The following is a 25,427-nucleotide window of genomic DNA, read 5'->3' as shown; positions in this document are numbered from 1 at the left end:
AGTTTGATGTCCGTATGCAGCTGCCGCAATGGCTGGCCCGATTCAACCGGCATGTGACCAATCCGATCCAGCGGCTGTGGGCCGGCTGGGCGCCGACGTTCGGCATCCTCTTGCACGTCGGCCGCAAATCGGGCAAGCCGTATCGCACCCCGTTGACGGTCTTTCCCACGGAGCATGGCGTGGCCATCCTGCTCACGTACGGACCCGACCGCGACTGGCTGAAGAATGTCACCGCCGCCGGCGGCGCCCGGATGAAGCGCTACGGCAAGACCCTCGAGCTGCGCGAGCCCCGCGTGATGCCCAAAGCCGAGGCGGCGCCGTCGGTGACGGGGTTGTGGCGGGCCATCTTCGCCCGATTGCCCTTCGAACAGGCCGTGCTGCTGACGCGGGTGTAGCTCGACTACGTCGACGCCTCGTCCGACAGCCGGAACTCGCTCAAGATCTCGTCGATGAACCCGCCGGCTTCGAGCCCGGCGGATTCGACGTCGCCCGCCGCGATCGCCTCGACCAGGCGGCCGTGATCGATCACGGCCGTGGCCGGTTCGTCGGCTGCGGTCGCGACACTGGCCATGACCACCTCGGTGAGCCCGCGATACAGCTCGATCAACACGACATTGTGGGAACTGCGCACCACGGCGACGTGGAACTCGGTGTCCGCCCGGGCGAAGGCCTCGGGCTCGTCGGACGGGGAAATCTCGTCCCGACGTTTCAGCAGTGCTCGTAAGTCGTCGACGTCGGCGGAGGTTCGGGCCCGGGCGGCCAGCCGCGCCCCCTCCACTTCAAGACAGCGCCTCACCTGCAGCACTTCCCGCAGCTCGGTTCCGCAGAGTCGGCGCAGAGCGCCCGATACCTCACTGGTCGCCCGGACGTACGTGCCGTCACCTTGACGGACCTCCAACAAGCCGCTGTGCGCCAACGCCCGAACCGCCTCCCGCACGGTGTTGCGGCCCACGCCGAGCGCCCCCGCGAGTTCCGGCTCGGTGGGAATGCGGGAGTTCACCGGCCATGCGCCCGACTCCACGGACGCTCGCAGCTGCTCGATGGCCTGATCCACCAGGCCGGTCCTGCGGGTGGTAGCGAGCGTCACACAATCTCCATTTCATCCGATCATCGGATGTATGAGACTCTACAACATGTGACTTCTACCGGGCTCGGCGACGCCGTCGACAAGATCAGGCGAGACGCCGATGCCTCGGACTCCAACGCGATAGACCGGCCCCCGCTGCTGGCCGGACGGTTCTTGCTCGTCGTAGCGGTCGTTCTCACCGCACTCAACCTGCGGCCTGCGATCACCAGCATCGGGCCGTTACTGGGACCGATGCGCACGTCGCTGGACGCCTCGGCCACCTGGGCAGGCGTGCTGACGACGCTGCCCGGGCTGTGCTTCGCGGGTGCGGGGCTGGCCGCGCCGGCGCTGGCCCGCCGGTTCGGGTTGGGGCCCGGAATCGCCGGCGCGATGGCGACGCTGGTTGTCGGACTCCTCGTCCGCCCGCTCGACGGGGCGTTCGTGGTGATCGGCGGAACGCTGGTCGCCACGGCTGGCATCGCGCTCATCAACGTGTTGATCCCGGTGGTCATCAAGGACGCCTTCCCCGCCCAGATCGGCGTGATGACCGGTATCTACACCGCCGCGCTTCAAGGCGGCGGCGCGCTGGGTGCGGCGGTCACGCCGATGCTCGAGCAGGTGCTCGGGGGCTGGCGGCAGGCGTTGGGTGGCTGGGCGTTGCTCGCGGCGCTGGCGTTGGCCGCTTGGTTGCTCGGCGGCAGGGATCTCGGTAAAACCGACGTTGGCGCCACCGTCGAACCACGAGAACGCCCCATGATGCGCAGCGGCCTGGCCTGGATGGTGACGTTGTTCTTCGGTTGTCAGGCCTGCCTGGCGTACATCGCGATGGGATGGCTGCCCGAGGTTTTGATCGACAGTGGCCTGACGTCGACGCGGGCCGGCCTGCTCAGCGGGCTGGTGTCGCTCATCGGGGTGCCGATCGCGCTGTTCGGCTCGCCGCTGGCGGCCCGCTCGACGAGTCAGGGACCGTGGGTCCTCGCCCTGGGCGTGACCGGCCTGACCGGCGTACTGGGCCTGATGCTCGCACCCGCCGCCGCTCCCCTGTTGTGGAGTGCCCTGTTCGGAATTGGGTTGGGCGCCTTCTCCCTTGCGTTGACCATCATCGCGCTACGGGCGCGAAACTCGGCAGACACCGCGCGGTTGTCCGGCATGGCGCAGGGCATCGGCTATCTGCTGGCCGGGATCGGTCCCTTCCTGTTCGGCCTGCTGCACGACGCGACGGGCGGCTGGACCGTGCCGTGGGCGTTGGTACTGGCCGTCTACGTGATCCAGATCGGTGCCGGGATGGTGGCGGGCCGCAACCGCTACGTCTGAGAAGACGCGCGGCTGTATTCGCGGCAGCCGGGCCGACGGTCCAGTCCTCCTTTCGACGCAATTGCACGGCGACTGGCCTTTATTTTTTTCTCGGGTATGGTCGCGCATTGATGCGGTCGCCAGTGAAAGGAGAAGTTGTGGCTGGTAAATCTCAAAGTAGGGAACTCAAAAAGCCGTCGATGACTCTCAAGGAACGCCGCGCGGCCAAGCGGGAGAAGACCGCCGAGGAGACGATTCCGCGCCGCAAGCGGGCAAGCCGCTAGTAAAACCGAGCGCGCTGCTTCGACTGCGGGATCGCAGTTTTCGCGATCCGACCGCGACATTCGCATTTTTCGAGATCCGTAATTTCACGCACCTCTTCGACAAATTGCTGAAGAGGAAACGGCGCATGCGCGAAATTGCGGAAAGGCGAAAAGGGCACGTTATAGGTCGAGAGATCGACCATTCATGGGATTCGAAGGATGACACAGTGTCTTTTGAAGACAATCAGATATTGGCGTCCGGATGACCGCGACGAGCGTTGACCAAGCAGACATGGGGGCGGGGCATCGGGGCGCGCCCGCGGCGGCGACGAAGGCGCAGTCCACGACGACCGGCAGACCTTCGGGTACGGCGGGCACGAGGGTGCTGGTGCGACTGCTGGACGACCTGGCCGATGCGTCACCGCCGACGGATCGAAGCACCGCATATCGCAATGGCTACACGGCGGGCATTCGATTCGCACGCATCTGTGTGCTCGACGAGATCGCCCTGGCGTCAGGGAGTTTCGCGAAATCGTCGCATACCCGCGGGCGTCGGCGAGACCGGGAACGCGTACGTGCCGGTGTGGCCCTCAGCACGATAGCCGCGCGACTGTCGCGGGATGCCGTCCCGGGCGCCGAAGACGGTGCTGCGGGCCGTCGCGACGCCATTTCGCTTGCGTTGCAGCTGGTTTCCGAATGCGAGCGAGAAATAAGTCACGAGCCCGGCGGCGTCTAGGTGAGCGCTTCACACGAATAGTGAGGTTGTGTTGGCGGTTCAGGAATCCGGCGATGCGCCGGTGACGATTTACGGCCGGCTTCCGGGCGTTGCCGAAGCGATTGCTGCGGCATACCGAAGCCACGCCATCGTGGTGCGCCACGGCCGTCCACCGTGCGAACGGCCGACGGCTTCGCGCTGGCCTGGGACTGTTGCCGGGTCTGCCGCGGCGACGGGCGCCGACGACGAGCCTCTCGAGTCAGCGATCCTCATCCTCGATGCGGACGCCGTCGAATCGTTGTTCGGTGATGGCCATTCCCGCCCGTCGCGCCGGCGTCTGCGCGCGTGTGAGAGCGACTGCTGCCAGTTGGGGCTCGCGGCAGTCGCCACCCGGGGCGCACGTCGAGTCCTGGTGGTCTGCGACGTGCGTCGGGTGTCGTTCGGCCAGAGAATGCGCGCCCGCCGATGGGTTCGGAACCTGGCACACCGAATCGACTACGAAAGCTCGATCAACGGATTCGATGAGCTTGCCACGGCGTTGGCCGAGATCGGTACGGATGAGGAAGTCGGCTTCGTCGCGGCTGCCGCCGTCGATTGGCACCGTCGGGGACAAGTCGGTAGCGCCGCACGGCCAGGCCGCCTCCCCCACTCCGGAGCCGACCGACACGCCTCGACCGCGCTGTGCGACGTCAGTCGCGCGGGCGCAGGCCGGCCCGGATCGGTCCCTTCGCGACCGTGGTGAACGGTACCTCGCACTCGAAGGTGCCATCGACAGAACGGATCTCCATCGCGCGCACGATCGTGGCCAGCGCCAGCGTCGTCTCCAGTCGCGCGAAATGCTCGCCGATGCACGGCCGGCCACCGGCGAGGAACGGCAGAAACTGCCAGCGGTTGCGGTTCTTGACGTTCTCGGGACTGAACCGCTCGGGGTCGAACTTCATCGGATCGGGCCACAGCACCGGATCGTGGTGCAGCCCATACAGTCCCAGGGCCACCAGCGTCCCAGCTTCGACTCGGTAGCCGTCGACCACGATGTCGCGGGTAGCCTGTCTGCCCACGCCAGCCGCCGGGGGGCACAACCGCAGCGCCTCGTGCAGCACCTGCACGGTGTAGCCGAGTCGGGGGACATCCTCGGGGGTCAGCTGCCGATCACCGATGGCGGCGGCTTCCGCGGCGACGCGGGCCTGGATGTCGGGATGATGTCCGAGGACCCACAGCGAGTAGGTCAACGCGGTCGACGTGGTGTCGTGGCCGGCGAGCATGAAGATCAGCAGGTCGTTCGAGATGTCGTCATCGGAGATCGGCAAGCCGGTCTCCGGGTCCCTCGCCGCCATCAACGCCCGCACGAGCGGGGCGTCGCGCGACGGGTCGGCGCGACATGCGCGCACCATCTCGTCGGTGATCTCCTTCATCTCGGCGACGGCCCTGCGGGTCCGGCGGCGCGCGGGCGTCGGCAGCCAACGTGGTGCCCGCACCGGCCGCAGCGCACGGTCCGCGGTGTAAGAGGATGCGACGTGCATGCACCGGGCGATGGTGTCGGCGCGCTCGTTGAGGTCGACGCCCAGCACCGACTGGCCCAACGACTGCATGGCCACCCGGCGGCACTCGACGTCGAGGTCGACATCCCCGCCGTCGCGCCAGCGGTCGACGAACGCCTGTGCCGCCCCGGACATGTGGCCGCCGAAGTTGCGGACGTTGTGTTTGGTGAACACCGGTTGCAGCGCACGTTTGCGCGGGCGCCACAGGTCGTTGGGCAGTACGAACAGGCTGTCGCCCGCCACGGCGCGGACCTCGTCGTGGTAGATGCACCGGTCTGAGGAGGCATCGGAGCGTCCCAGCACGTCGCGCATGCCGTTCGGCGACATCACCGCCACGATCGGCGGGTACCACCTCTTCGGTGCGAACTGGATGCGCGTGACGGGACCGCCGGCGGCACGAATCACTTCCTGTCCGGTGTCGAGCCTGCGCACCAGTTTCAGCAGCTGCCAGACCGGCAGTGGGTTCTTCGGCACCAGCGGCAACGCCCGGACATCGCTCGTGCTGGTCATGTCACCGATCATCACTCAGGCCGAGCCTTCTCGACCCCGGTATCCGGTTCTCATGTCGAGGACCAGGTCAACGGTGCGCCTTCGCCTTTCGTCATCACGGTTCCGGGCATCACCCTGATGCGGTAGGGGCTCAACCGCAGCACCGCGAACTCATCGGAGGTCGGCCCGTCCTGCCACATCGGGATGATCCTCGGGTCGTAGCCCACCGGCTCGGGACCGGTCGCGAACTTGTCCCACACCGCGGTCCGCGTCTCGTCGTCGACGTACCACTCGACCAGGCACTCGGCGCTGCAGGTGTCGTGGTTGGTGGTCCAGTAGCTCACCGACACCTCGGGGTGCACGGCGAGATGGTTCTTCTTGAGGGGAGTCGGCACGGTGGCGATCCAGCCGAGCAGGTCGGTGCCGTCCCACTCCCATATCGGGTGCAGGATGCGGGTGCGGGGACGACCGTTGGCGTCGACGGTGGCTACCGAGGCCCACACTATTGAATGCGCCATCTCGACGAAGACGGGCGCGATCTGTTCGAGAGGGGTCACGGTTGCCTAGCGTAGGCAGCTCTACGGGCGGACCGAGACACCGAGTTCCACCTCTACGAGATGGTGGCCCCGACGCAGACGTCAGTTACCGGTGCTCTCGCCGCCTTGGCCGCCCGCGCCTTCCTCGCTGAATTTCGGTTTGCCCTCGTCGTCGAGCCAGTCGTTGACGGCGGTACCCGCGACCGCGCCGCCACTGCCCGGCATCTTGGTGGTCGGCCGGTCCTCCTCGTAGGCCTTGTGCATCTCTTTGGCCTTCTCGCGATGCTCGTCGGTGACGTCGGGTTTCTCGGTCGGCGGCGGTGTCTCCTGCTCGCTGGTGACCTGGTGGTGTTCGTCGGTTTCCGGTTCGGCTTTCCGCTGCTCGTCGGTGAGCCGATCGTCTTCCTGCTGCTTGTCGTCGGTGCTCATGGGATATATCTGCCCGAACGTGTGATCCACCAAACAGAGGCGGGCTAACCAGTCGGCGCGGTGCGCAGCGCCGGCGGCAGGCTCGGCAGGAAGTGCTGGCGGGCGAAGGTGCGGATGTCGTCGGCGGACTCCAGCGGCTGTGTGCTGGGCAGCAGCAGCACCATCGCCGCGTACCGCAAGACGATGTCGGCCAGCTCCTCGATCGCCTGCTCGCCGATCCGCTCGGTGAACCCGGCTCCGAAGATGGTCCGCAGCGCCGCGGCCATCCGGGCGATGGCGGCCTCGTAGTGCGTGCGCGCGAGCTCGAGCAGCAGCGCCGGCTCATCTGTCAGCATCCGGTACAGCACCCGGTGACGGCGGAACTTCAGGATCGAGAGCGTGAATGCTTCGACGTAGTAATTCGACTGCGGCCCAACTCGTTTGACCTCGTCGGCGATGTCGGCGAACAGCGCGATGTTCTCCCGCTCGATCACCGCGGCGACGAGTTCGTCGCGGTTCGCGAACCGCCGGTAGATGGTGGTCCGGCTGACCCCGGCGCGACGGGCGACATCGTCGAGCGCGACCCGGCGCACGCCGTGCCGCTCGAACTCGATGACGGCGGCGTCGAGGATGGCTTCCGTCGTGGGCGACGAATCGGGTCCCGTCGTGGGCTCAGGCCCCGCGCGCTCAGGCCCGGCGCGCTCAGGCCCGGGCATAGCCCTTTTGCGCATAGCCGTTGTAGCGCACAGACATTGGCAGACGGTCCCACGACCAATTGACCGGCCGCGACCGGCACAACGCGGCGAAGCGCTGGTAGCGCCGCTCCTGGCGGTCGCTCCAGGGCAGCTCGAGCAGTGCGCGGGCGCGTGGCGGGAGGCCGCCGGTGGTCAGGAACGCCGCCAATGGATTGAACACCGGGGCGATCAGCCGCCACGCCCATCGCGGAACGCCTTTCGGGCAGGGGAATCCCTTGGTCACGTAGCCGACACCGTACCGTGCGGTCTGGTGAGCGACGACGATCTCGTCGAGCATGCGATCCCAGTAGCGTTCGAACTCGTCGTAGGTGGCAGGCATCGGCCGGTCGCTCACGCCATAGCGGCGGTACCACGTCTTCGACTCGAGGTAGATCTGTTCCTTCTCCTCGCGGCTCAACCGCTTGACGAAGGTGTCGGCGAAGTACAGCACCTGTTCGACGAACGTCGCGTGCGCCCAGAAGTAGGTGTCCGGATCCAACGCGTGATAGCGCGTCCCGTCCGGCATTTCACCTTTGATCTCGGTGTGGAAGTCGCGTACCTGGGTGCCGGGGTGGTCGTCGTCGGCGCCGTAGACGGTGTTGAAGATCGGCGGCAGCGAGCGCTTCACCCGTGCGGCGGTGTCGTCGAAGAACACCGAGTGGTCGAGCACGCCCTGGCCGAGTTCGGCGAGCATGTTCTGCAGCACCGCGGGGCGCGGCCCGATCAGGTACATCCGGTTGTCCCCGAAGTAGCGCCACACCAGCGACTGCGGCCCCAGCGGCAGGGCGTCGCCCACGCGGCCGTCTTTTTCAACCAACTCGGTCATTGGCACAGTGTTACAAATTCTGCACTTTGTACCAAGTGGATGTGAGCGGCCTCTCACCAACCGCGAGCGGCCTCTTTGTACGCGGTGCAGCGGGCGTGTCGCTGTGCAGACACGGTCACTCGCGGGCAGCGGGAGGGGGGCGGCGGCGGAACCGTGCCACCGCTAGCACGGCCAGCACGCCCGCGACCGCCGCCAACGCCAGCGCCAGTCCGAGCAGGGGTGCGCTGTACTCCACCGACGTCGTCGGAGGTTCGCCTTCGAGCACTGGCGCCACCGCGACCGTGGTGGTGGCTGCCAGCCAGCTCAGCACGCTGCCGACTGCCGCGGCGAGGGCCAGCATCAGCACCAGCGTTGCTCGGACGGTCATGCCGGTGGGATGCGCTCTTCGATCAGCTGGGTCAGCGCCTCCCGCAGCTGCTGGTGCTTGCGTGCCCACGCCTGCGCGGTGCGGTCATTGGTCAGTTTCAGCCCGATGCCGGTACGGCCCCGCGGAACGCCGGTGAGCTCGCCGAGCGCCCGTGCCGTCTGCCACTTCGGCGTCTCGCTGCCGGTCACTTCGGGGTAGACGCGGACGATCTCGTCGGTGCGGATGCGTTCGGTGCCCTGCCGCAGGGTCTCCGGCGTCAGCTCGACCGAGGTGTGGATGCGCGCGGCCTTGACCTGGATCCCGAGGAAGCCGCTGACGAGCACGAGGAATAAGCCGGGCATCAGCACCTGGAAGCCGTAGCCGGCGGACGCCTGGATCAACCCCATGGCGATCGCCGCCGCGGGCCCTGCCGCCACCCACCACCAGCTGGCTCCCTGCTCGTGGAACAGCACCTGCGGTCGGACCTGGTTGTCGGTCACGTCGGTTCCTCTTGCTTCGCCGCACCCGGCCGGGTGACCAGGATCGCCCCTGCGATCAGCGGCAGGACCGCGATCAGCGTCACGATGTGCACGATGCCGCGCGCCGAGAGCAGCACGACGAACACGACAATCGTCAACGACAGCGCGACGCCCGCCCTGCGGAACCGGACATCACCGGTACGGATGCGGCCGGCGAGGAAAGCCATGCCGGCGCCGGCGGCGACCGTGAGCATCCCCGCGCCGCGAAACAGTGCCGGCAGGCTCACCGAGGCGGCGATCAACCCGCCGACCATCAACATCACCGAGGCGACGACCCAGCACCAGAAGGCGGCGGTGACGACGCGGGTTCGCGGCGCGGGAGCGGTCATGGTCGGGCCAGCCTAACCCGTCACCGTGTGAAGTATTCGGTGGCGTCTTTGCGGTGCAACAGATATGCGCCCCCGAGGATCAGCACCGATCCGAGGATGGCGGTGACGGCGTAGGCGACCGCGGCGGCCGCCGCGCGTTCAGAGTTGAACAAGCTCGTCGCCACATAGACGACCACCGCCAAGCCGGCGCCGGTCAGAACCGTACGGGCCCACCGGTAGCCGTGCCGCATCAGGATCTGGAAGGTCAGTACGACGGCCGCGAGGATCACCACGAACGTCACCGAGACCACCAGCACGGGGACCGGTAGCCCCTGATCGCGATCGGTGACCAGTAGGTCGACGACGTGCCCGACGACCATCAGCGCAAGCGCCGCCACCCAGAGCCAGAACCCGGTGTCGACGTCCTCCGGTCGGGCACCGGGCGAGACGGGCGGTTCCGGACTCACGCCAGCCAACCGGCGACGTCGGCCGCCCAGTAGGTCAACACGATGTCAGCGCCCGCGCGCCGGATGCCCATGAGAGTCTCCAGCGCGACGGTCTGCAGGTCGATCCAACCGTTGGCGGCCGCGGCGCTGATCATCGAATACTCGCCGGACACCTGGTAGGCCGCCACCGGCACGGGCGAGAGGTCCGCGGCCGCACGCACGACGTCGAGGTAGCCCATCGCGGGCTTGACCATCACGATGTCGGCGCCTTCGTCGATGTCGAGTTCGACCTCGTGCAGCGCTTCCCGCGCGTTGCCCGGATTCTGTTGGTACGTACGGCGATCCCCGCGCAGGCTCGACCCGACCGCCTCCCGGAAGGGACCGTAGAAGCCGGAGGCGAACTTCGCGGCGTAGGCCAGGATCACCGTGTCGGTGTGCCCCGCCGTGTCCAGGCCGTCCCGGATGGCAGCGACCTGGCCGTCCATCATGCCGCTCGGCCCGACCACATGTGCACCCGAATCAGCTTGTGCCACCGCGAGTTCCACGTAGCGACTGTTGGTCAGGTCATTATCAACCCTGCCCGACCCGTCCAAAATCCCGCAGTGCCCGTGGTCGGTGAACTCGTCGAGGCAGGTGTCGGCCATCAGCACCGTGTCGTCGCCGAGGTCCTTGGCCAGATCGCGCAGCGCGACGTTGAGAACGCCGTCCTCGGCCACCCCCACGGACCCGGTTGCGTCCTTGTCCTCGTCGCGCGGCACGCCGAACAGCATCAGGCCGCCCACGCCCGCGGCCACGGCGTCGGCGGCGGCGCGACGCAGCGAGTCACGGGTGTGCTGCACGACGCCGGGCATGGAACCGATTGCGCGTGGTTCATCGATGCCGTCGGCGACGAACATCGGCAGCACCAGTTGTCGCGGCTCCAAGGTGGTTTCGGCGACGAGTCGCCGCATCGCCGGCGTGGCGCGCAGCCTGCGAGGCCGATGTCTGGGAAAAGCCACTACCGGCTCCTCGCGGTCAGCGACGCCGGCTCTTCTTACGCGGCGGCGGCAGCGCACCCTCGGCGCGCAACCGGGCGGCGTGTTCGGCGAGCGCCTCCACCAGAGGCCCGACGGCCGCGACTTCGGGCTGCACATCCACCCGCAGGCCGAATTCGGCTGCGGTCTCGGCTGTTTTGGGCCCGATGCACGCGACGATGGTCCGCGCGTGCGGCTTACCCGCGATGCCGACCAGGTTGCGAACCGTTGAGCTCGAGGTGAAGCACACCGCGTCGAAGCCACCGGTCTTGATCATCTCGCGGGTGTGCGCGGGTGGCGGCGCCGCGCGCACGGTGCGATAGGCCGTGACATCCTCGATCTCCCAGCCACGTTCGCGCAGCCCCTCGGCCAGCGTCTCGGTGGCGATGTCGGCGCGCGGAAGCAGCACACGGTTCACCGGATCGAAAACGTCGTCGTACGGCGGGAATTCATCAAGCAAGCCGAGCGACGATTGCTCGCCGGCCGGCACCAGTTCGGGGTTGATGCCGAACGCCCGCACCCGGTCGGCGGTGGCCTGGCCGACGCAGGCGATCTTCACCCCCGAGAAGGCCCGCGCGTCGAGACCGAATTCGTTGAACTTCTCCCACACCGCGCGTACCGCGTTGGTGGAGGTGAACACCACCCACTGGAACCGGCCGTCGACCAGACCCTTGACCGCGCGCTCCATCTGCGCCGGGCTGCGCGGCGGCTCGACCGCGATGGTGGGCACCTCGACGGGAAGCGCCCCGTGACCCACTAGCTTGTCGCTCATCTCGCCGGCTTGGTCCTTGGTGCGCGGCACCAGCACGGTCCAGCCGTACAGCGCACGGCTCTCCCACCAGTTCAGCTTGGCGCGGTTGGCCACGGTCTTGCCGATGGTCACGACCAGGGGACCGGCCAGTGGGCCGGCCGGCTCGATGCCCGCCGGCTTGTCCAGCACCGCCTTGTCGAGCAGCCCGGACAGTGTCGTCTCGACCGAACGCTGTTGGCACGTCGTGCCGCTGGCCGTCACCACCACCGGCGTGGTCGCGGTGAGCCCGTACTCGATCAGCGTGCGTGCCGCATCGGCCAGGTGCGTCGCCGTGGCGTGCAGGATCAGCGGCCCCGGCGCGGCGGCCAGCGCGGCCCAGTCGACGTGCGGGTCGCGGACATCGGCCACGGTGTGGGCCGAACCCAGCGGCAGGCCCGCGTACGTGGGCACCGCGGTGGTGTCCGGCAGGCCCGGCACGATCTCGAAGTTCAAATGCGACTTCGCCAGCGCCGACACCTCGCTGATCACCGCGTCCACCGACAGCGGGTCCCCCGCGACCAGCCGCACCACGTCGACACCCGTGCGGGCCTCGGCGATCAGCGTCTTGGCCACCTCGGCCGGATCGCCGACGGCCGACCGGATGTCGGGTCCGCCTGGGATCGTCGGCGCCTCGTTCCCCTGGGCGTCGCCGTCGGCCGGCGCTGCCGCTGCGGGTTCGGGGCCCGACGGGGGCGGCAGCTCGCTACCCACCAGGGCCAGCACCGCCTCCGGCACGTCGGGATCGGTGAACACCAGGGCGGCGTTGCCGAGCACGGTGCGGGCCCGCGTCGTCAGCAGTCCGGGGTCACCGGGACCCGAACCGACGAACGTGATGCGGCCCGGCTTCGGCTTGCGCCCCCGCCCGCTGGTCTGGCCTGTCATCTCAGTCACTCATCTCTCTGCTCTTCGCTCAACGCTCATCGCAGCTCTACTGCTTCATTCGGCGTCCGCCATGAGCTCGCGCGCCCCGAGGTCGAACAACTCCTCGGCCACCGAGAGCCCCAGCTCCCGGGCCCGGTCGGGAGTGCCGACACCGGACGCGCGGATCACGTCGGATCCGTTCAGCGCCGCCACGCAGCCGCGCAGCGACACCTCTTCGAAGACGTTGCCGTCCTCATCGATGGACTCGACCACCTCAGCGATCGCGCCCACCGGTGCGGAACAACCCGCCTCCAGTCGGGCGAGCAGGGCCCGTTCAGCGGTGACTGCGGCGCGCGTGTCGGCGTCGTCCAACTCCGCCAGCAGCGCGGCGAGCTCGGTGTCGTCCGCGCGGCACTCGACCGCGAGCGCACCTTGAGCCGGCGCTGGCAACATCTGCACCGGCTCGAGAGTCTCGGTGACATCGGCCAGCCGCCCGATGCGGGCCAGTCCCGCCCGTGCGACTACGATGCCGTCGAGATCACCGTTGCTAACCCTGTTCAACCTGGTATCCAGGTTGCCTCTTAGGGGGCGGATTTCCAAACCGAGACCCAGTGCTCTAAGCTGTGCGGCCCGCCGCGGGCTCGACGTGCCGATCAGCGAGCCGGCCGGCAACTCGCCGAGCACCAGCCCGTCACGGGCGACCAGGGCGTCGCGCGGGTCTTCGCGCGGGGGGCTTGCCGCGATGACGAAGCGCGGGTCGGCTGCGGTCGGCAAATCCTTGAAGGAGTGCACGGCGGCGTCCACCCGGCCGTCGTCGATGGCCTCCCGCAGGGCAGCGGTGAAGACCCCCACGCCGATGTCGGCGATGGGACCCTGATTGCGGTCGCCCTCGGTGGAGATGGTGACGAGTTCTGCGGCGTGGCCATTGGCTATCAGCGCATCTCTGACCGTACCGGCCTGGGTGGTCGCCAGCAGGCTGCCCCGGGTGCCTATCCGAATTACAGTCAAGCGTTACTCGGCCTTGTCGAAATCAGTTTGTATGAAGGGCATTTCGGGCCCAGCGACGGCGTCGACGGCCTGCTGGTCGAGCTCGAACAACTCGCGCAGCGCTTCGGCGTAGCTGTCGCCGCCGGGCGCGCTGGCAAGCTGTTTGACCCGCACGGTCGGGGCGTGCAGCAGTTTGTCGACCACCCGGCGCACGGTCTTGGCGACCTCGTCGCGGTGGGCCGCGTCCAGCCCGGGCAGCCGGTTGTCCAGCCTGAGCAGTTCGGCCTCGACCACGTCGGCGGCGCGCTGCCGCAACGCGGTGACGGTCGGGGTGACCTCGGCCATTCGCTGGCCGGCCAGATAGTTGGCGACCTCGGCGGCGACGATCGCGCGCGCGGCTTCGGCGTCGGAGGCGGCGGCGCGGGCCGACGGCTCACGCTGAATGCGCTCCATGTCCACGACGTAGACGCCGGGCAGCCCCGCCACCGCGGGATCGACGTCGCGGGGCATGCCGAGGTCGCAGATCACCAGCTGCTTGGGCTCTTGGCCGTGCGCCAGGCCGCGGTGCACGTCGGCCAGGGACACCACGGGACGCACCGCGCCGGTGCAGCTGACGACCACGTCGGCATCGGTGAGCAGCGGCGGCAGATGGTCGAACGGGAAGGCATGAGCCTCGATGCCCAGTTCGCGGACCTTCGCCGCGAGGCGCTTGGCCCGCGGCAGGCTGCGGTTCACGATGTGGATGCGATCGAGGCCGGCGCGGGTCAGATGCTTGGCGGCCAGCGAGCCCATCGCGCCCGCGCCGATCACCACCGCCGTGCGGCCGGCGAGCGAACCCAGCTTGCTTTCGGCCATGCCGAGCGCCACGGACACCACCGAGGCGCCGGCGGCGTCGATCCCGGTCTCCGTGTGCACCCGCTTGCCGACCGACAGCGCCCGCTGCGACAGCTCGTGCAGCGTGCGGCCCACGGTGTGGTTGGCCTCGGCGGCCGCATAGGCGCGGCGCACCTGGCCGAGCACCTGCTGTTCGCCGATGACGGCGGAGTCCAGTCCGGAGGCGACGGCGAACAGGTGCTCGACGGCGGCTTCGGCGTAGCGCACGTAGGCGTATTTGGTGAGGTCGCCCAGGCCCATGCCGGAGTGCTCGGAAAGCACCTGGCCGATGACCGACAAGCCGCCGTGGAACGCCTCCACGACGGCGTAGACCTCGACCCGGTTGCAGGTGGACAGCACCATCGCCTCGGTGACGAGGGAGGACTGCAGCACCTTGTCGATGATCTTTGCCTGATCGGATTCATCGGTGCTGAGTTGTTCGAGCACCGACACCGGCGCGCTGCGGTGCGAAACCCCGAAAAGCAGCACGCTCACGGCTTAATCACCACGTCATCCACGGTAGTCGGTCAACAGTTAGGTGACCAAATTCCTGCAGGAGGCCGCAGTCACTTCGCCAGGTCGGCGCGCAGGCGAGGCTCGTCGACCTCCCAGTAACTGTGCTCGGCGCCGTCGAGCAACACCACCGGCAAACGATCACCGAACTCCGCCCGCAGCGCGGGATCGCCCGCAGCGGCTGCGGCGTCGACATCGGTGATGACCAGCGTGAAGCCCAGTTCGTTCGCCAGCACCGTGAGCTGGTCGGCGACCCGTTGGCAGATCGTGCAGCCGTCGCGCGTCAGCAACTCCACCTGCCGGTCCACTCGACAAGTATCCCGCCACCGTGACTTAGGGTTGAAAACGTGTCCGAGTCCGGTCGCGTCGAAGGCGAGCAGTTGGCGGGACCAGCCTCTGCCGCCGATCAGCAGCGTGCCGGTGAGGCGAGCGCCGAGCAGGCCGTCACCGGTCTGGTTCTCGAGGAGCCCACCACCCCGTCGCCACCGCCGCCCGACCTGACCGCGGCGGCGTTCTTCGACGTCGACAACACGCTGGTCCAGGGCTCGTCGCTGATCCACTTCGCCCGCGGGCTGGCCGCCCGCAAGTACTTCACCTACGGCGACGTCGCGAAGTTCCTCTACGCGCAGGCCAAGTTCCAGCTGACCGGCCGAGAGAACAGCGACGACGTGGCCGCCGGCCGCCGTAAGGCGCTGGCGTTCATCGAAGGCCGGTCGACGGCCGAGCTGATGGCCGTCGGCGAGGAGATCTACGACGAGATCATCGCTGACAAGATCTGGTCCGGCACCCGCTCGCTGGCACAGATGCATCTCGATGCCGGCCAGCAGGTGTGGCTCGTCACCGCGACCCCGTACGAACTCGCCGCGACGATCGCCAAGCGGCTGGGCCTGACCGGGGCGTTGGGCACCGTCGCGGAGTCCGTCGACGGGGTGTTCACCGGACGCCTGGTCGGCGACATCCTGCACGGGACGGGCAAAGCCCACGCGGTGCGGTCACTGGCCATCCGCGAGGGCCTCAACCTGCGCCGTTGCACGGCGTACTCGGACAGCTTCAACGACGTGCCGATGCTGTCGCTGGTCGGCACCGCGGTGGCGATCAACCCCGACGCCGATCTGCGCGACCTCGCCCGTGAGCGGGGCTGGGAGATTCGCGACTTCCGCACCGCACGCAAGGCTGCGCGCATCGGGGTGCCGTCGGCGCTCGCCCTGGGCGCGGCGGGTGGGGCGTTGGCGGCAGTCGTCTCCCGTCGCCAGGACGGCCGCTGACGAGCCGCTGATAGGCTCGCGCCGCTGACTCCGACCAGAAGAGACCGTGTATGGCCATCGCAGAGAACATCATCGGCACTCATTACCGCTACCCCGATCACTTCGAGGTCGACCGAGAAAAGATCCGAGAGTTCGCGCGCGCGGTCAAAGACGAGCACCCGGCCCACTTCAGCGAAGAGGCCGCCAAGGAATGCGGTTACGACTCGTTGATCGCGCCGTTGACGTTCCTCGCGGTCGCCGGTCGCCGCGTCCAGCTCGAGATCTTCAACCAGTTCGACGTGCCGATCAACATGGAGCGGGTGCTGCACCGTGACCAGAAGATCACCTTCCACCGCCCGATCGTGGCCGGCGACAAACTGTTCTTCGATTCCTACCTCGACTCGGTGACCGAATCACACGGAGCCGTCGTCACCGAGGTCCGCGGCGAGGTCACCGACGCCGACGGCAACCCGGTCCTGACGAGCGTCGTCACCGTGATGGGCGAGGCGCAATCCGACACCGAGGCCGACGAGGTGAGCGAGCGCATCGCCGCCGCCCGCGATGAGGCGATCGCGAAAATGATTGCCAAGCAAACTAGTTCGGGTAGCTAGCCGCTAGCGCGAGCAGTCGCGAAGTGCCCCTTTTCAGGCCCGTTCGAGGGCAATTTGCGTCTGCTCGCGGAGGAAAATCTCCCCGGAGACTCAGCCGAGGAACGTGTTGCGGCGCTGCGCGAGCAGCTGGTACAGCGTCTGCTGGATGGTCTCGCGCACCTGGTCGGTGAGCTCGAACGTGATCATCGGGTCCTCGGCAGCCGACTCGTCGTAGTCGGCAGTCTCGATCGGCTCGCCGAACTGGATGTGCCACTTCGACGGCAGCGGGACCATCCCCGCCGGGCCCGCGAGCGGGAAGAACGGCGTGATCGGGAAGTACGGCAGCCCCAACAGCCGGGCCAGCAGCTTGACGTCGGCGATCATCGGATAGATCTCCTCGGAGCCGACGATCGAGCACGGCACGATGGGCGCCTTGGTGCGCAGCGCGGCCGAGACGAAGCCGCCGCGACCGAAGCGCTGCAGCTTGTAGCGGTCCTTGAAGTGCTTACCCAGGCCCTTGTAGCCCTCCGGGAAGACCGCGGTCAGCTCACCGGCGGCCAGCAGGCGGTGCGCATCGGCGGCGCAGGCCATGGTGTGGCCCGCCTTGCGCGCGGCCTGACCGACCATCGGCAGGTCGAAGACCATGTCGGCGGCCAGCAGGCGCAGATCGCGGTGTGTCGGGTGGTGGTCGTGCACCGCCACCGACGCCATCAACCCGTCGAACGGCAGCACGCCGGCGTGGTTGGCGACCACCAGCGCGGCACCCGTCTCGGGCAGATGCTCGACACCGCTGACCTCCACGCGGAACCACGACTTGAAGAACACTCTCAGCAAAGGCAGAAAGATTGCGTTGTTGAGGTGGGCGTCGAAGCCGAATTCGTCGACGACGTAATCGCCCATCATCCGCTTGCGGACGAATTCGGCGACCGCCCCTATTCGCTTGGCGAGTTCGGTCGGCGTCTCGTCGACGGTCGGCCCGCCGGCGGCGCCGGCCCTGCGGTCGTCGATCTCACGGACGACGGCGGCGATGTCCTCGGCGGAGGCGCGACCGAGCGGATCCGAGGTCTGCGAGGGATGTCGGCGGGAGCCCTGCGTGCGCGCGGCGTTGCGCCGCTGTGCCGCTGCACGGCCCGAATTCGCGTGCAGCGGGATGACTTTCGCCTTGGACTCGCCCGCCACTGTCGTTACCTTCTCCCCACCCGATCAGTTGATGAGCCTAGCGTCCCCACCGCTGCGCCGCAGCGACGGCGCGACTCTCCATTGAGCGTACCCACCGCGGGTCGACGATCGGAGTCAATCCGCGGCCCCGGACGTAATCGTCGAAGGCTTCCACGGTGGTCCACTTGGGGTTGTAGCCGAGTTCGTTTCGCATTCGCGATGTGTCCATAACACGGCCGTAACTCAGGTAGTCCAATTGCTCGCGATCAAGTTCAGTGTAGCGAGTCGCGCGCCTCAGCGAATCCACTGCCCACAGCGCCGACCGAGGCACGGGAAGCGGGATCCGGCCGGCCCGCCGGATCGCCTGGCTCATCATGATGATGCCGGACGCCCCGATGTTGTAGGTGCCTGACTTGCCCGCCATCGTCGCCCGCTCGAGCGCCCCGAGCGCGTCCTGCTCGTGCAGCAGCTGTAACCGGGCGTCGTGCCCGACGACGGTCGGTACGACCGGACCAGCGAGGTAGCGCGACAGCGCAGTATCCATCGCGGGACCGATCATGTTGGCCAGCCGCAGGATGGTGACCGCGATGTCGGGCCGCCGCCGTCCCAGTCCGCGCGCATATCCCTCGATGTCGATGCTGTCGCGGGCGAATCCTTCTCCCGGCGGGCGTCGAGCGCTGGTGTCCTCGGTGAACAGCACCGGGTCGCGAGAGGTCGAGCCGTACACCTCCGACGTCGACTTGAGTACGACGCGTTGCACCGACGGCGCCTTCTGACAGGCCGCGAACAGCTGGATTGCGCCCATCACGTTGAGCTCCTTGAGCGCCGCGCGCCCACCGGAGCGGGGCGCGTAGGACGCCGCGGCGGCGTGCACCACGGTGTCCACGTCGCCGTTGCGAATGACCTTCGCGATGAACGGGTTCCGGATGTCGGCGCGGACGAACTCTGCGCGGCCCATCCGCCGCAGCAGGTCCTTGCTCGGCGCGATCGCGTCGACGGCGATCACGTGGTTGATCAACGGGTTCTGCGCCAGCCGGGCCGTCAGGTATCCGCCGAGGAATCGGCACGCCCCGGTGACCAGGACGACTTTGGGATAGTGCACGGCGTCGCGCGAGTCAGACCCGTTGGTGTGCCCAGTGGAACGACCCTCGGAATCCATGACCGGTCAGCCTAACGACCGCGCGCGGAGATTACTTGCCGAGTTTTCTGCGCTGGACCCGGGTGCGACGAAGCAGCTTGCGGTGCTTCTTCTTCGACATGCGCTTGCGTCGCTTCTTGATGACTGAACCCATGAACTCCGCTACCTGTGAATACTTGCCGAACAAGCATTGTTGATTGACCCGGCCACTTTACCGGGCTGCGCAGGTAACCGCGAAACGCGCCTGATCGCCGGTGCCGGCTCGCACGGAGAGGACACGGAGAAGAATCAGCCGGTGATGAGCGCTCGCGCGAAAAACATCAGCTGATGCTGAGCGCTCGCGCGAAGAACATCAGCCTGCGTCGAAGTACGAGCTCTCCAGCATGTCGTGAACAGCCTTGGCGTGCACCCGGAACGAGCGGCCGACGCGGACGGCGGGCAGCTCCCCGTTGTGCACCAACCGGTAGACCGTCATCTTGCTGACCCGCATCAGGCTCGCCACTTCGGCGACGGTGAGAAATTGAGCTCGTGGCTGTTGACCGTCGGATCCGGCATCCCGAGCCGACTTTCCACTGGCCGAATCCCGCCCGGATGGCCCGTTCATAGACGTCATCGCAACCCAATCATTCAGGCACGGGCAGTCCCAGCGGCTTCCCCACCGCTGGCACCGACCCGTGCTTACACCAGGAGAATAGCGTGGCAGATGGTGTTACTGCGACGGGTGTGGGTAATTAAACGAATTACTCCGATGTAATTCCGAGCTGCTCAGAGCGCCTTTTCGCGGCCTCGACCGCTTCGGCGACGGCCGCCCGCAAACCACTTCGTTCGAGTTCCCGCAGACCAGCCGCTGTGGTCCCCCCCGGCGAGGTAACGGTCGCGCGCAGCTGAGCGGGCGTGGTGTCCATCCTGATTCCCGACGACGGCCCGGCCGCTCCCCCGGCCGATGCGGCCCGGTCGAGCCGGTCCAGCAGCATCGCGGCCGACCCCGCCATCGTTTGCGCGACCAGATCGGTGGCCACCGTGCGCGACAGCCCGGCCGCGACGCCCGCGTCGATGAGCGCCTCGACCATCAGGAAGAAGTAGGCCGGCCCGGAACCCGACAGCGCGGTGACGGCGTCGAGTTGGGATTCGGGCACGGTCAGCACGCCGCCGACCGCGTCGAAGATCGCGGAGACCTCCTTCATCTGCTCCGCGGTGGCGAACCGGCCGGCGGACAGCGCGCTGACTCCCCCGCCGACGACGATCGGCGCGTTGGGCATGACACGGATAACCGGCGCCCCGGCGGGCAGCTTGTTCTCGTAATAGGCGGTGGTGACGCCGGCGGCGACCGTCACGAAAACCTGTTCGGCCGTGTCGCTTTCGGCATGGCTGGCCGCATCGACGATCTCCTCGACAAGGCCTTCCACGTCTGCGGGCTTGACGGCCACGATGACGTAGCCGGCGTTGTCCACCGCGTTGGACACCGTCGTCACCAACACCGAGTACGTCTCGGCGAGGTGTTTCGCCCGGGCCGGATCCTTCTCCGCCACCACCAGGTCCTTGACCTGTCGCCCGGCGCGCAGCAGCCCGGACAGGAGTGCCTCACCGATACTTCCCCCGCCGACGATCGCGATTCTGGCCATGCCGGAAAGCATTGCAGAAAGCCGGTACGGCTACGCGCTCGGCACCATCGCGAGTTGGCGGCTCTGCACCACGATGCGGCCCTCACAGTCGACGACGATGTGGTCCTCGTCGAACCAGTCCTGGCCGATCTCCACCGTCGTGCAGAGCACCCGCAGCCACCCGTCGGCGGGCAGGGTACGCAGATACGCGGTCAGCTGGACGGTCGGCGCCCAGCCGAACCGGTTGACACCGAACGTCACCGGCGCCGACACATCGCCGCACAGCAGCGCGAACAGCACATCCGGCGCAACGCCTTTCGGGCGCACCCAGTACTCGATGACCGGCGGTCCGCCGTCGGACCGCGGTGCCATGGTGGTCAGCGAGGGCCGGATGTCGCAGCCGTGTGCGAGGTGCACGATGTCCGCCATCGGGTGTCCCTCGCCGATCGGCTCCAGACCGGGCGGCGGCTCGGGCTGCATCAGCGGGATCACCGGGTTGACCGACAGCAGCGGCGCCACGTGGTGCTCCGGGTCGCCGAGCGTGATTGCGGCCCGCACAGCCGTACGCTCACCCTGGTTGAGTTCGACGTCGATCAGGCTGATGCGACGTCCGCGCTTGCGCACAGTGGTGACCAGCTGCATCGGGCCGGGGTCCGGCGCCCACAGGAAGTTTCCGGACACCGCGATCGGCTGGACGTCCTCTACGCTCGCCCGATCCCCCGAGTCATCCCCTGGGCTACGCCCGTGGGCCCATCGTTCCAGCCGCCTGGAATGCTCGGTTCGCGCCGCGTTTGCGCACAACGCCAACATCGCGCCGCCGTGCACCTTCGGCCCGATCGTCCAATGTTCGTTCAGCTCACCGTGATACACGCCGTCACCGGCATCCGTGAGCGCCATGGCGTCGGTGAACAGGGTGGAGCCGGTCATCTGGTGGTTCCTTCGCAAGGAGGTCAGCGCAGCAGGTGCGCGCGGGCGAACTGCAACGACTCGACCAGCAACGCCTCGCGTTCGGCGGCGGTGCGGGCGCCCGATGTGGTCACCTCAAGGATCACATGCCCGGTGAAATCGCTCGCGGCCAGCATCTCGCAGACCTCCACCGTCGGCTGCGTACCGCGGCCGGGCACCAGATGTTCGTCGGTCGAGGCGCCGCTGCCGTCGCACAGATGCAGGTGCACCAGTCCGTCGCCCATCCGACGGGCCATCTCGATCGCATCGGAGCCCGCGGTCGCGGTGTGCGACAGGTCGAGCGTGTAGTGGGCGTGGTCGCCGTCGAGCGGATCGTAGGACGGCGCGAACGCAGAGATGCCAGGCCCCGGCCTGCCGCCACGTTTGCGCATCCGCTCGATCGAGGTCTGGCCCGCGCCGAAGAACCGGTCGGCCCGAAACGGGAACATGTTCTCGACGGCGACCATCACGTCGCTGGACGCCTCGAGCTCGGCGACCTGCTCAGAGAAGCCTTCGGCGTAGCGGCGCTGCCACCGGAACGGCGGATGCACGACGACGGTCTGGGCGCCCAGCTGTTCGGCCGCGCGCACACTGCGCTCGAGTTTCGGAATCGGGTTGGCGCCCCACACGCGCTGCGAGATGAGCAGGCACGGCGCATGCACCGAAAGCACCGGCATGTGGTACTTCTCGGACAACTGCGCGACGGCTTCCACGTCCTGGCTGACGGTCTCGGCCCAGACCATCAGCTCGACGCCGTCGTAGCCCAGCCGCGCCGCGTACTCGAAGGCCGCCTCGGTTCTCAGCGGGTAGACCGACGCCGTCGACAGACCGACCTTGATGGCTGGGCGCACGAGTTATTGGGCGCCTCAGCCCGCCTGCATCAGTGCCAGCGGCCCGAACGTGACCATCGCCCCGACCGCGACGGCGATCAACGTGCTGCCGATGTCCTCGGTCTTACGCACCACACGCACTCCGACCACCAGGCCGAGGATCACCAACACGCCGAGCACCAGCGCGATGATGCTGTTCCACTTCCACAGCTGATCGAACGCGATGAACAGGCCGGCACCGAAAGCGACCGCAACCACGCACTGGGCGACGACCCAGGCTCCGCGCAGGAACGCCGACATCGGTCCCGATGGCGCCACATCGGCGTCGTCCTCGAGGTCGATGTCCTCCGGGCCCAGGCCGCGGCCGCGCCGAACCACGTCGTCGGCGACGTCCTGGCCGCCGAACAGCTCGCTGTCCTTGTCGGGGGACCGCAGGTATGACGGCAGGTCCTCGCGGTCGTCGTCGTCCGGTTCGACGAGATCGACGGCAGCGTCGGCGGCGTCCTCCTCGTCGGCCTTGGGATCGGACCAGTCGAACGGGTCCGGGCTCATCTGCTCGGCCCCCACGCCGGTGTCGGTGTCCTCGCCCACCGCGCTTCGCCCGCCGGTGTCCTCGCCCACCCCACTGCGCCCGCCGGTGTCCTCTCCCACCCCACTGCGCCCGCCGAAACCGAACCGGCGCCGGGTGAAGTGCGAGCGGCGCGGCGGGGCGAAGAAGTCCAGGTCTTCGTCGGCGTCGCGATGCTCGACATGGGTCTGGTAGTCGGCGACGGCGTCGGCGTACTCGTCCTGCTCTTCTACGGAGGCCTCGGGTTCGACTCCGGTGTCCTCGGCGGCGGGCGATACTTCCTCGACGTGGTCAGGGGCGCCGTTCGTGGCAGCGGGTTCGGCCGCTTCGGGTACGGGTTCGAGGCGTTCGGGTTCGACGGTTTCGGCTTCGGCCTCGGCCGGGGCATCGACCACCGCGGCGGCCGACGGCCCGGTCGCGGGTGCGTCGTCCTGGTCGCGGACGACCGGGATTTCGCCGGTCAGTTCGGCGACGGAGATCGAGTCGGTGTCCCCACGGCGACGCCGGCGCCGACCGCCGATCGGCGGGGCACCGATCGTGCCGTTGCGCGCCAGCAACTCCGCAACCGAGATGGGTCGCGTGTTGCTGTGGTCGTCTTCTGGTCCTGTCATGGTGTATTGCCTTCGGCCCTCGTCACCTATCGTCCAGCATTGCGCAAAAACGTCTGTACTGAGGCCGGATTGTCAGCGCCGCCGATCGTCGTCGGATCGTCGGCACCGACGGAGCCGCTGCCGTCGGCTTCGCTGTCGAGTCTCCGCAGAATCAGCCCTTCTCGCAACGCCCAGGGGCAAATGTCCACGCTCTCGACGGCCAGGGCCTTCATGCTCGCCTCGGCGACCAACGCTCCGGCCACGATCTGTGGCGCCCGTTCGGCACTCACTCCTTCCAATTCCGCTCGGTCGGCCGCGGTCATCCTAGAGATGAATGCTATGAGCTGCCTTAACCCGGTGGCTGTGAGCGTCCGTTTGACCCGCGGACCGGCCCCGGAGGGCGCGGCGCCGGTCAACCGGGCCAGCGAGCGGAACGTCTTCGACGTCGCAACGGCCAGGTTCGGGGCGCCGGCTTTGAGCAGCTCGGCCCCGGCGTCGGCCAGTTCGGTGGTCAGCCAGTCGCGCAGCATCGCGACCCGCCGACGGCCCGGTGGGTCGTCGGGCAGCCATTCGCGGGTGAGCCGGCCCGCGCCGAGCGGGAGCGACAGCGCCACCTCCGGCTCCTCGTCGACACCGTTGGACAGCTCCAGCGACCCGCCGCCGATGTCGATGTTGATGATGCGTCCGGCGCTCCACCCGTACCAGCGCCGCACGGCCAAGAACGTCAGCCTCGACTCGTCGACCCCGGCGAGTACGCGCAGCGAGACCCCCGTCTCGGCGAGCACCCGCGCGAGCAACTCCTCGGAGTTCTTGGCGTCACGCACCGCCGAGGTGGCGAACGCCATCAGCTCCGAACACCCGGAACTGGTGGCGATCTTGGCGAACTCGTCGATGGTGCCGATCAGTTTGTCCGCACCCTTACGGGTCAGCTTGCCGGAGCCGTCGATGGCCTCGGCGAGCCGCAACGAGGCCTTGGTGGAACTCATCGGTGTCGGGTGCCCGCCCCGTCGCGCGTCCACCACCAGAAGGTGAACGGTATTGCTGCCCACGTCGAGCACGCCTAATCGCACACCTTCAACTTAATCGGTCTACCGTTGATTACCGTGAGCGCATCGCATCCCGGCGAGGTCGAACTCGATTTCGCCCGTGAGTGGGTCGAGTTCTACGACCCGGACAATCCCGAGCATCTGATCGCAGCCGATTTGACGTGGCTGTGCTCCCGCTGGACGTGTGTGTTCGGCACACCGGCCTGCCAGGGCACGGTCGAGGGGCGCCCGGACGACGGCTGCTGCTCGCACGGCGCGTTCCTGTCCGACAAGGACGACATCGCCCGCCTGGACGACGCGGTCAAGACGCTGACCGACGAGGACTGGCAGTTCCGCGAGAAGGGGCTCGGCAAGAAGGGGTACCTCGAGATGGACTCCTACGACGACAAGCCCAACCTGCGCACCCGAAAACACAAGGGCGCCTGCATCTTTCTCAATCGGCCCGGCTTTCCCGGTGGCATCGGCTGCGCACTGCACAGCAAGGCGCTCAAGCTGGGTGTCGAACCGCTGACGATGAAACCCGACGTATGCTGGCAGCTGCCGATCCGGCGCACGCAGGAGTGGGTGGAGCGGCCCGACGGGACCGAAATCCTCAAGACGTGGATCACCGAGTACGACCGTCGCGGCTGGGGTGAAGGCGGCGCGGATCTGCACTGGTACTGCACCGGCGATCCGAACGCGCACGTCGGCAGCAAGCCGGTCTGGGAGTCCTACGGGCCCGAGCTGACCGAACTGCTCGGCGAGAAGGCGTATGCGGAGCTCGCGGCGATGTGCAAGCGGCGCAGCGGTTTAGGGCTCATCGCCGTGCATCCCGCGACTCGGCTGGCCGGATGAACCTGTTCCTGTTCCGGCTGATTCCGCCGCGAGCGGATTTCGCCCAGACCATGACGCCCGCCGAGCAGCAGGCCATGGCCGCGCATCAGGAGTACTGGCAGCAACTGCTCGCCGACGGTCGCGTCGTCGTCTACGGACCGGTCGCAGATCCCGAAGGTGTCTGGGGAATGGGCGTGCTGCGCGCCACCGACCGCGCCGAGGTGCTCGCGATCGCCGAGCGCGACCCGTCGGTCACCGCCGGTGTCAACACCTTCGACGTGTTCGAGATCATGGGCGGCACGACGGGCTAGGCGCGGCGAGTGTCGGGTTGTGGCACGCGATCACGCCTCGAAGTCAAGT

General features: G+C 68.0%; 34 protein-coding genes. 8 read left to right on the top strand and 26 right to left on the bottom strand.

Translation table 11 applies throughout. The annotated features are described in order from the left end of the window. Nucleotides 1-14 precede the first annotated feature (14 nt). Nucleotides 15-395: a nitroreductase family deazaflavin-dependent oxidoreductase gene (locus AU185_RS19205; protein WP_059099109.1), complete on the top strand. Its 381-nt coding sequence runs from the start codon at nt 15-17 to the stop codon at nt 393-395. 5 nt (nt 396-400) lie between these two features. Here AU185_RS19205 and AU185_RS19200 read toward each other — a convergent pair whose 3' ends face one another. After that, on the bottom strand, nt 401-1,087 hold the full coding sequence (locus AU185_RS19200) for a FadR/GntR family transcriptional regulator (protein ID WP_059099110.1): 687 nt from the start codon (nt 1,085-1,087) through the stop codon (nt 401-403). A gap of 84 nt (nt 1,088-1,171) precedes the next feature. Here AU185_RS19200 and AU185_RS19195 point away from each other — a divergent pair, with 84 nt between their 5' ends. Continuing rightward, the gene (locus AU185_RS19195; protein WP_059099214.1) at nt 1,172-2,380 is read left to right on the top strand and encodes a CynX/NimT family MFS transporter; all 1,209 of its coding nucleotides are present in this window, start codon (nt 1,172-1,174) and stop codon (nt 2,378-2,380) included. A 137-nt stretch (nt 2,381-2,517) separates the two neighbouring features. Next, nucleotides 2,518-2,643, top strand: a complete 126-nt coding sequence (locus AU185_RS25710; protein WP_286143210.1) for a hypothetical protein — start codon at nt 2,518-2,520, stop codon at nt 2,641-2,643. Here AU185_RS25710 and AU185_RS25210 read toward each other — a convergent pair. Further along, nucleotides 2,640-2,825: a hypothetical protein gene (locus AU185_RS25210; protein WP_156425590.1), complete on the bottom strand. Its 186-nt coding sequence runs from the start codon at nt 2,823-2,825 to the stop codon at nt 2,640-2,642. The genes AU185_RS25710 and AU185_RS25210 overlap by 4 nt on opposite strands. 59 nt (nt 2,826-2,884) lie before the next feature. Between AU185_RS25210 and AU185_RS19190 the strand changes: the two genes are divergently transcribed. Further along, the gene (locus tag AU185_RS19190) at nt 2,885-3,358 is read left to right on the top strand and encodes a hypothetical protein (protein ID WP_156425589.1); all 474 of its coding nucleotides are present in this window, start codon (nt 2,885-2,887) and stop codon (nt 3,356-3,358) included. 238 nt (nt 3,359-3,596) lie between these two features. Here the strand turns inward: AU185_RS19190 and AU185_RS19185 are convergent, their stop codons facing one another. From AU185_RS19185 to AU185_RS19115, 15 genes are all read right to left on the bottom strand, one after another. Next, nucleotides 3,597-4,004 (bottom strand): hypothetical protein, encoded by a 408-nt coding sequence (locus AU185_RS19185; RefSeq protein WP_156425588.1) that lies wholly within the window; start codon nt 4,002-4,004, stop codon nt 3,597-3,599. 22 nt (nt 4,005-4,026) lie between these two features. Beyond that, the gene (locus AU185_RS19180; protein ID WP_059099215.1) at nt 4,027-5,385 is read right to left on the bottom strand and encodes a cytochrome P450; all 1,359 of its coding nucleotides are present in this window, start codon (nt 5,383-5,385) and stop codon (nt 4,027-4,029) included. 50 nt (nt 5,386-5,435) lie between these two features. Next, the gene (locus AU185_RS19175; protein WP_059099113.1) at nt 5,436-5,921 is read right to left on the bottom strand and encodes a pyridoxamine 5'-phosphate oxidase family protein; all 486 of its coding nucleotides are present in this window, start codon (nt 5,919-5,921) and stop codon (nt 5,436-5,438) included. A gap of 81 nt (nt 5,922-6,002) precedes the next feature. Further along, the gene (locus AU185_RS19170; RefSeq protein WP_059099216.1) at nt 6,003-6,329 is read right to left on the bottom strand and encodes a hypothetical protein; all 327 of its coding nucleotides are present in this window, start codon (nt 6,327-6,329) and stop codon (nt 6,003-6,005) included. Between the two features lie 44 nt (nt 6,330-6,373). Beyond that, nucleotides 6,374-7,024, bottom strand: a complete 651-nt coding sequence (locus AU185_RS19165) for a TetR/AcrR family transcriptional regulator (RefSeq protein WP_059099114.1) — start codon at nt 7,022-7,024, stop codon at nt 6,374-6,376. Continuing rightward, nucleotides 7,011-7,868, bottom strand: coding sequence for an oxygenase MpaB family protein (locus AU185_RS19160; RefSeq protein WP_059099115.1), 858 nt, complete (start codon nt 7,866-7,868; stop codon nt 7,011-7,013). The genes AU185_RS19165 and AU185_RS19160 overlap by 14 nt, the downstream gene beginning before the upstream one ends. 115 nt (nt 7,869-7,983) lie before the next feature. Then, nucleotides 7,984-8,235 (bottom strand): hypothetical protein, encoded by a 252-nt coding sequence (locus AU185_RS19155; RefSeq protein ID WP_059099116.1) that lies wholly within the window; start codon nt 8,233-8,235, stop codon nt 7,984-7,986. After that, nucleotides 8,232-8,714: a transport-regulating membrane protein Mce1N gene (gene mce1N / locus AU185_RS19150; protein ID WP_059099117.1), complete on the bottom strand. Its 483-nt coding sequence runs from the start codon at nt 8,712-8,714 to the stop codon at nt 8,232-8,234. Before mce1N ends, AU185_RS19155 begins: the two co-directional genes overlap by 4 nt. Then, on the bottom strand, nt 8,711-9,082 hold the full coding sequence (locus tag AU185_RS19145) for a hypothetical protein (RefSeq protein ID WP_059099118.1): 372 nt from the start codon (nt 9,080-9,082) through the stop codon (nt 8,711-8,713). The genes mce1N and AU185_RS19145 overlap by 4 nt, the downstream gene beginning before the upstream one ends. A gap of 20 nt (nt 9,083-9,102) precedes the next feature. After that, nucleotides 9,103-9,537, bottom strand: coding sequence for a hypothetical protein (locus tag AU185_RS19140; RefSeq protein ID WP_059099119.1), 435 nt, complete (start codon nt 9,535-9,537; stop codon nt 9,103-9,105). After that, complete coding sequence (gene hemB, locus AU185_RS19135) at nt 9,525-10,505, bottom strand: porphobilinogen synthase (RefSeq protein WP_082683970.1); 981 nt, start codon at nt 10,503-10,505, stop codon at nt 9,525-9,527. Before hemB ends, AU185_RS19140 begins: the two co-directional genes overlap by 13 nt. 16 nt (nt 10,506-10,521) lie before the next feature. Next, nucleotides 10,522-12,192, bottom strand: a complete 1,671-nt coding sequence (locus AU185_RS19130; RefSeq protein WP_059099121.1) for a bifunctional uroporphyrinogen-III C-methyltransferase/uroporphyrinogen-III synthase — start codon at nt 12,190-12,192, stop codon at nt 10,522-10,524. A gap of 54 nt (nt 12,193-12,246) precedes the next feature. Next, entirely contained in the window at nt 12,247-13,179 is a 933-nt protein-coding gene (hemC, locus tag AU185_RS19125) for a hydroxymethylbilane synthase (RefSeq protein WP_059099122.1), read from the bottom strand. A gap of 3 nt (nt 13,180-13,182) precedes the next feature. Beyond that, the gene (locus AU185_RS19120) at nt 13,183-14,526 is read right to left on the bottom strand and encodes a glutamyl-tRNA reductase (RefSeq protein ID WP_059099123.1); all 1,344 of its coding nucleotides are present in this window, start codon (nt 14,524-14,526) and stop codon (nt 13,183-13,185) included. 71 nt (nt 14,527-14,597) lie between these two features. Continuing rightward, entirely contained in the window at nt 14,598-14,852 is a 255-nt protein-coding gene (locus tag AU185_RS19115) for a glutaredoxin family protein (protein WP_059099124.1), read from the bottom strand. A gap of 39 nt (nt 14,853-14,891) precedes the next feature. Here AU185_RS19115 and AU185_RS19110 point away from each other — a divergent pair, with 39 nt between their 5' ends. Both AU185_RS19110 and AU185_RS19105 read left to right on the top strand, forming a co-directional pair. Then, on the top strand, nt 14,892-15,809 hold the full coding sequence (locus AU185_RS19110) for an HAD family hydrolase (protein ID WP_059099125.1): 918 nt from the start codon (nt 14,892-14,894) through the stop codon (nt 15,807-15,809). 50 nt (nt 15,810-15,859) lie between these two features. Then, nucleotides 15,860-16,399 (top strand): FAS1-like dehydratase domain-containing protein, encoded by a 540-nt coding sequence (locus AU185_RS19105; protein WP_059099126.1) that lies wholly within the window; start codon nt 15,860-15,862, stop codon nt 16,397-16,399. A 90-nt stretch (nt 16,400-16,489) separates the two neighbouring features. Here AU185_RS19105 and AU185_RS19100 read toward each other — a convergent pair whose 3' ends face one another. From AU185_RS19100 to AU185_RS19065, 9 genes are all read right to left on the bottom strand, one after another. Further along, nucleotides 16,490-17,557: a lysophospholipid acyltransferase family protein gene (locus AU185_RS19100; RefSeq protein WP_059099127.1), complete on the bottom strand. Its 1,068-nt coding sequence runs from the start codon at nt 17,555-17,557 to the stop codon at nt 16,490-16,492. A gap of 37 nt (nt 17,558-17,594) precedes the next feature. Then, complete coding sequence (locus AU185_RS19095; RefSeq protein WP_059099128.1) at nt 17,595-18,695, bottom strand: SDR family oxidoreductase; 1,101 nt, start codon at nt 18,693-18,695, stop codon at nt 17,595-17,597. A 31-nt stretch (nt 18,696-18,726) separates the two neighbouring features. Further along, entirely contained in the window at nt 18,727-18,828 is a 102-nt protein-coding gene (locus AU185_RS24840; RefSeq protein WP_003402602.1) for a 30S ribosomal protein bS22, read from the bottom strand. Between the two features lie 198 nt (nt 18,829-19,026). Beyond that, the gene (locus AU185_RS19090) at nt 19,027-19,287 is read right to left on the bottom strand and encodes a helix-turn-helix domain-containing protein (RefSeq protein ID WP_059099129.1); all 261 of its coding nucleotides are present in this window, start codon (nt 19,285-19,287) and stop codon (nt 19,027-19,029) included. Between the two features lie 127 nt (nt 19,288-19,414). Beyond that, complete coding sequence (gene proC, locus AU185_RS19085; RefSeq protein WP_156425586.1) at nt 19,415-20,296, bottom strand: pyrroline-5-carboxylate reductase; 882 nt, start codon at nt 20,294-20,296, stop codon at nt 19,415-19,417. Nucleotides 20,297-20,326: 30 nt separating this feature from the next. After that, nucleotides 20,327-21,202 (bottom strand): thioesterase family protein, encoded by an 876-nt coding sequence (locus AU185_RS19080; RefSeq protein ID WP_059099131.1) that lies wholly within the window; start codon nt 21,200-21,202, stop codon nt 20,327-20,329. Between the two features lie 23 nt (nt 21,203-21,225). Next, a complete protein-coding gene (locus AU185_RS19075) occupies nt 21,226-22,071 on the bottom strand; it encodes a sugar phosphate isomerase/epimerase family protein (RefSeq protein WP_059099132.1) in 846 nt (281 codons plus the stop codon). A 15-nt stretch (nt 22,072-22,086) separates the two neighbouring features. After that, a complete protein-coding gene (locus AU185_RS19070; RefSeq protein WP_059099133.1) occupies nt 22,087-23,229 on the bottom strand; it encodes an Rv0497 family membrane protein in 1,143 nt (380 codons plus the stop codon). Between the two features lie 26 nt (nt 23,230-23,255). After that, nucleotides 23,256-24,278: a Ppx/GppA family phosphatase gene (locus AU185_RS19065; RefSeq protein ID WP_059099134.1), complete on the bottom strand. Its 1,023-nt coding sequence runs from the start codon at nt 24,276-24,278 to the stop codon at nt 23,256-23,258. A 33-nt stretch (nt 24,279-24,311) separates the two neighbouring features. On the opposite strand from AU185_RS19065, the gene AU185_RS19060 reads away from it, so the two are divergent. Then, nucleotides 24,312-25,088 (top strand): DUF3109 family protein, encoded by a 777-nt coding sequence (locus tag AU185_RS19060; protein WP_059099135.1) that lies wholly within the window; start codon nt 24,312-24,314, stop codon nt 25,086-25,088. Next, nucleotides 25,085-25,378, top strand: coding sequence for a YciI family protein (locus tag AU185_RS19055; protein WP_172800336.1), 294 nt, complete (start codon nt 25,085-25,087; stop codon nt 25,376-25,378). The genes AU185_RS19060 and AU185_RS19055 overlap by 4 nt, the downstream gene beginning before the upstream one ends. Nucleotides 25,379-25,427 lie beyond the last annotated feature (49 nt).

Origin of the sequence: Mycobacterium sp. GA-0227b (assembly GCF_001499855.1) — a bacterium.
In the GTDB taxonomy this organism is placed as follows: Bacteria; Actinomycetota; Actinomycetes; order Mycobacteriales; family Mycobacteriaceae; genus Mycobacterium.
This window is presented reverse-complemented; position numbering and strand designations above follow the sequence as displayed.

Bases quoted from the DNA above. Each gene is read 5' to 3' on its own strand.
- AU185_RS19070 (WP_059099133.1), bottom strand. From the start codon at position 23,229: ATGACAGGACCAGAAGACGACCACAGCAACACGCGACCCATCTCGGTT.
- AU185_RS19190 (WP_156425589.1), top strand. From the start codon at position 2,885: ATGACCGCGACGAGCGTTGACCAAGCAGACATGGGGGCGGGGCATCGG.
- AU185_RS19080 (WP_059099131.1), bottom strand. From the start codon at position 21,202: ATGACCGGCTCCACCCTGTTCACCGACGCCATGGCGCTCACGGATGCC.
- AU185_RS19205 (WP_059099109.1), top strand. From the start codon at position 15: ATGCAGCTGCCGCAATGGCTGGCCCGATTCAACCGGCATGTGACCAAT.
- AU185_RS19105 (WP_059099126.1), top strand. From the start codon at position 15,860: ATGGCCATCGCAGAGAACATCATCGGCACTCATTACCGCTACCCCGAT.
- AU185_RS19130 (WP_059099121.1), bottom strand. From the start codon at position 12,192: ATGACAGGCCAGACCAGCGGGCGGGGGCGCAAGCCGAAGCCGGGCCGC.
- AU185_RS19090 (WP_059099129.1), bottom strand. From the start codon at position 19,287: ATGACGTCTATGAACGGGCCATCCGGGCGGGATTCGGCCAGTGGAAAG.
- AU185_RS25210 (WP_156425590.1), bottom strand. From the start codon at position 2,825: ATGGTCGATCTCTCGACCTATAACGTGCCCTTTTCGCCTTTCCGCAAT.
- AU185_RS19095 (WP_059099128.1), bottom strand. From the start codon at position 18,695: ATGGATTCCGAGGGTCGTTCCACTGGGCACACCAACGGGTCTGACTCG.
- AU185_RS19155 (WP_059099116.1), bottom strand. From the start codon at position 8,235: ATGACCGTCCGAGCAACGCTGGTGCTGATGCTGGCCCTCGCCGCGGCA.
- AU185_RS19145 (WP_059099118.1), bottom strand. From the start codon at position 9,082: ATGACCGCTCCCGCGCCGCGAACCCGCGTCGTCACCGCCGCCTTCTGG.
- AU185_RS19170 (WP_059099216.1), bottom strand. From the start codon at position 6,329: ATGAGCACCGACGACAAGCAGCAGGAAGACGATCGGCTCACCGACGAG.
- AU185_RS19165 (WP_059099114.1), bottom strand. From the start codon at position 7,024: ATGCCCGGGCCTGAGCGCGCCGGGCCTGAGCGCGCGGGGCCTGAGCCC.
- AU185_RS19180 (WP_059099215.1), bottom strand. From the start codon at position 5,385: ATGACCAGCACGAGCGATGTCCGGGCGTTGCCGCTGGTGCCGAAGAAC.
- AU185_RS19055 (WP_172800336.1), top strand. From the start codon at position 25,085: ATGAACCTGTTCCTGTTCCGGCTGATTCCGCCGCGAGCGGATTTCGCC.
- proC (WP_156425586.1), bottom strand. From the start codon at position 20,296: ATGGCCAGAATCGCGATCGTCGGCGGGGGAAGTATCGGTGAGGCACTC.
- AU185_RS24840 (WP_003402602.1), bottom strand. From the start codon at position 18,828: ATGGGTTCAGTCATCAAGAAGCGACGCAAGCGCATGTCGAAGAAGAAG.
- AU185_RS19160 (WP_059099115.1), bottom strand. From the start codon at position 7,868: ATGACCGAGTTGGTTGAAAAAGACGGCCGCGTGGGCGACGCCCTGCCG.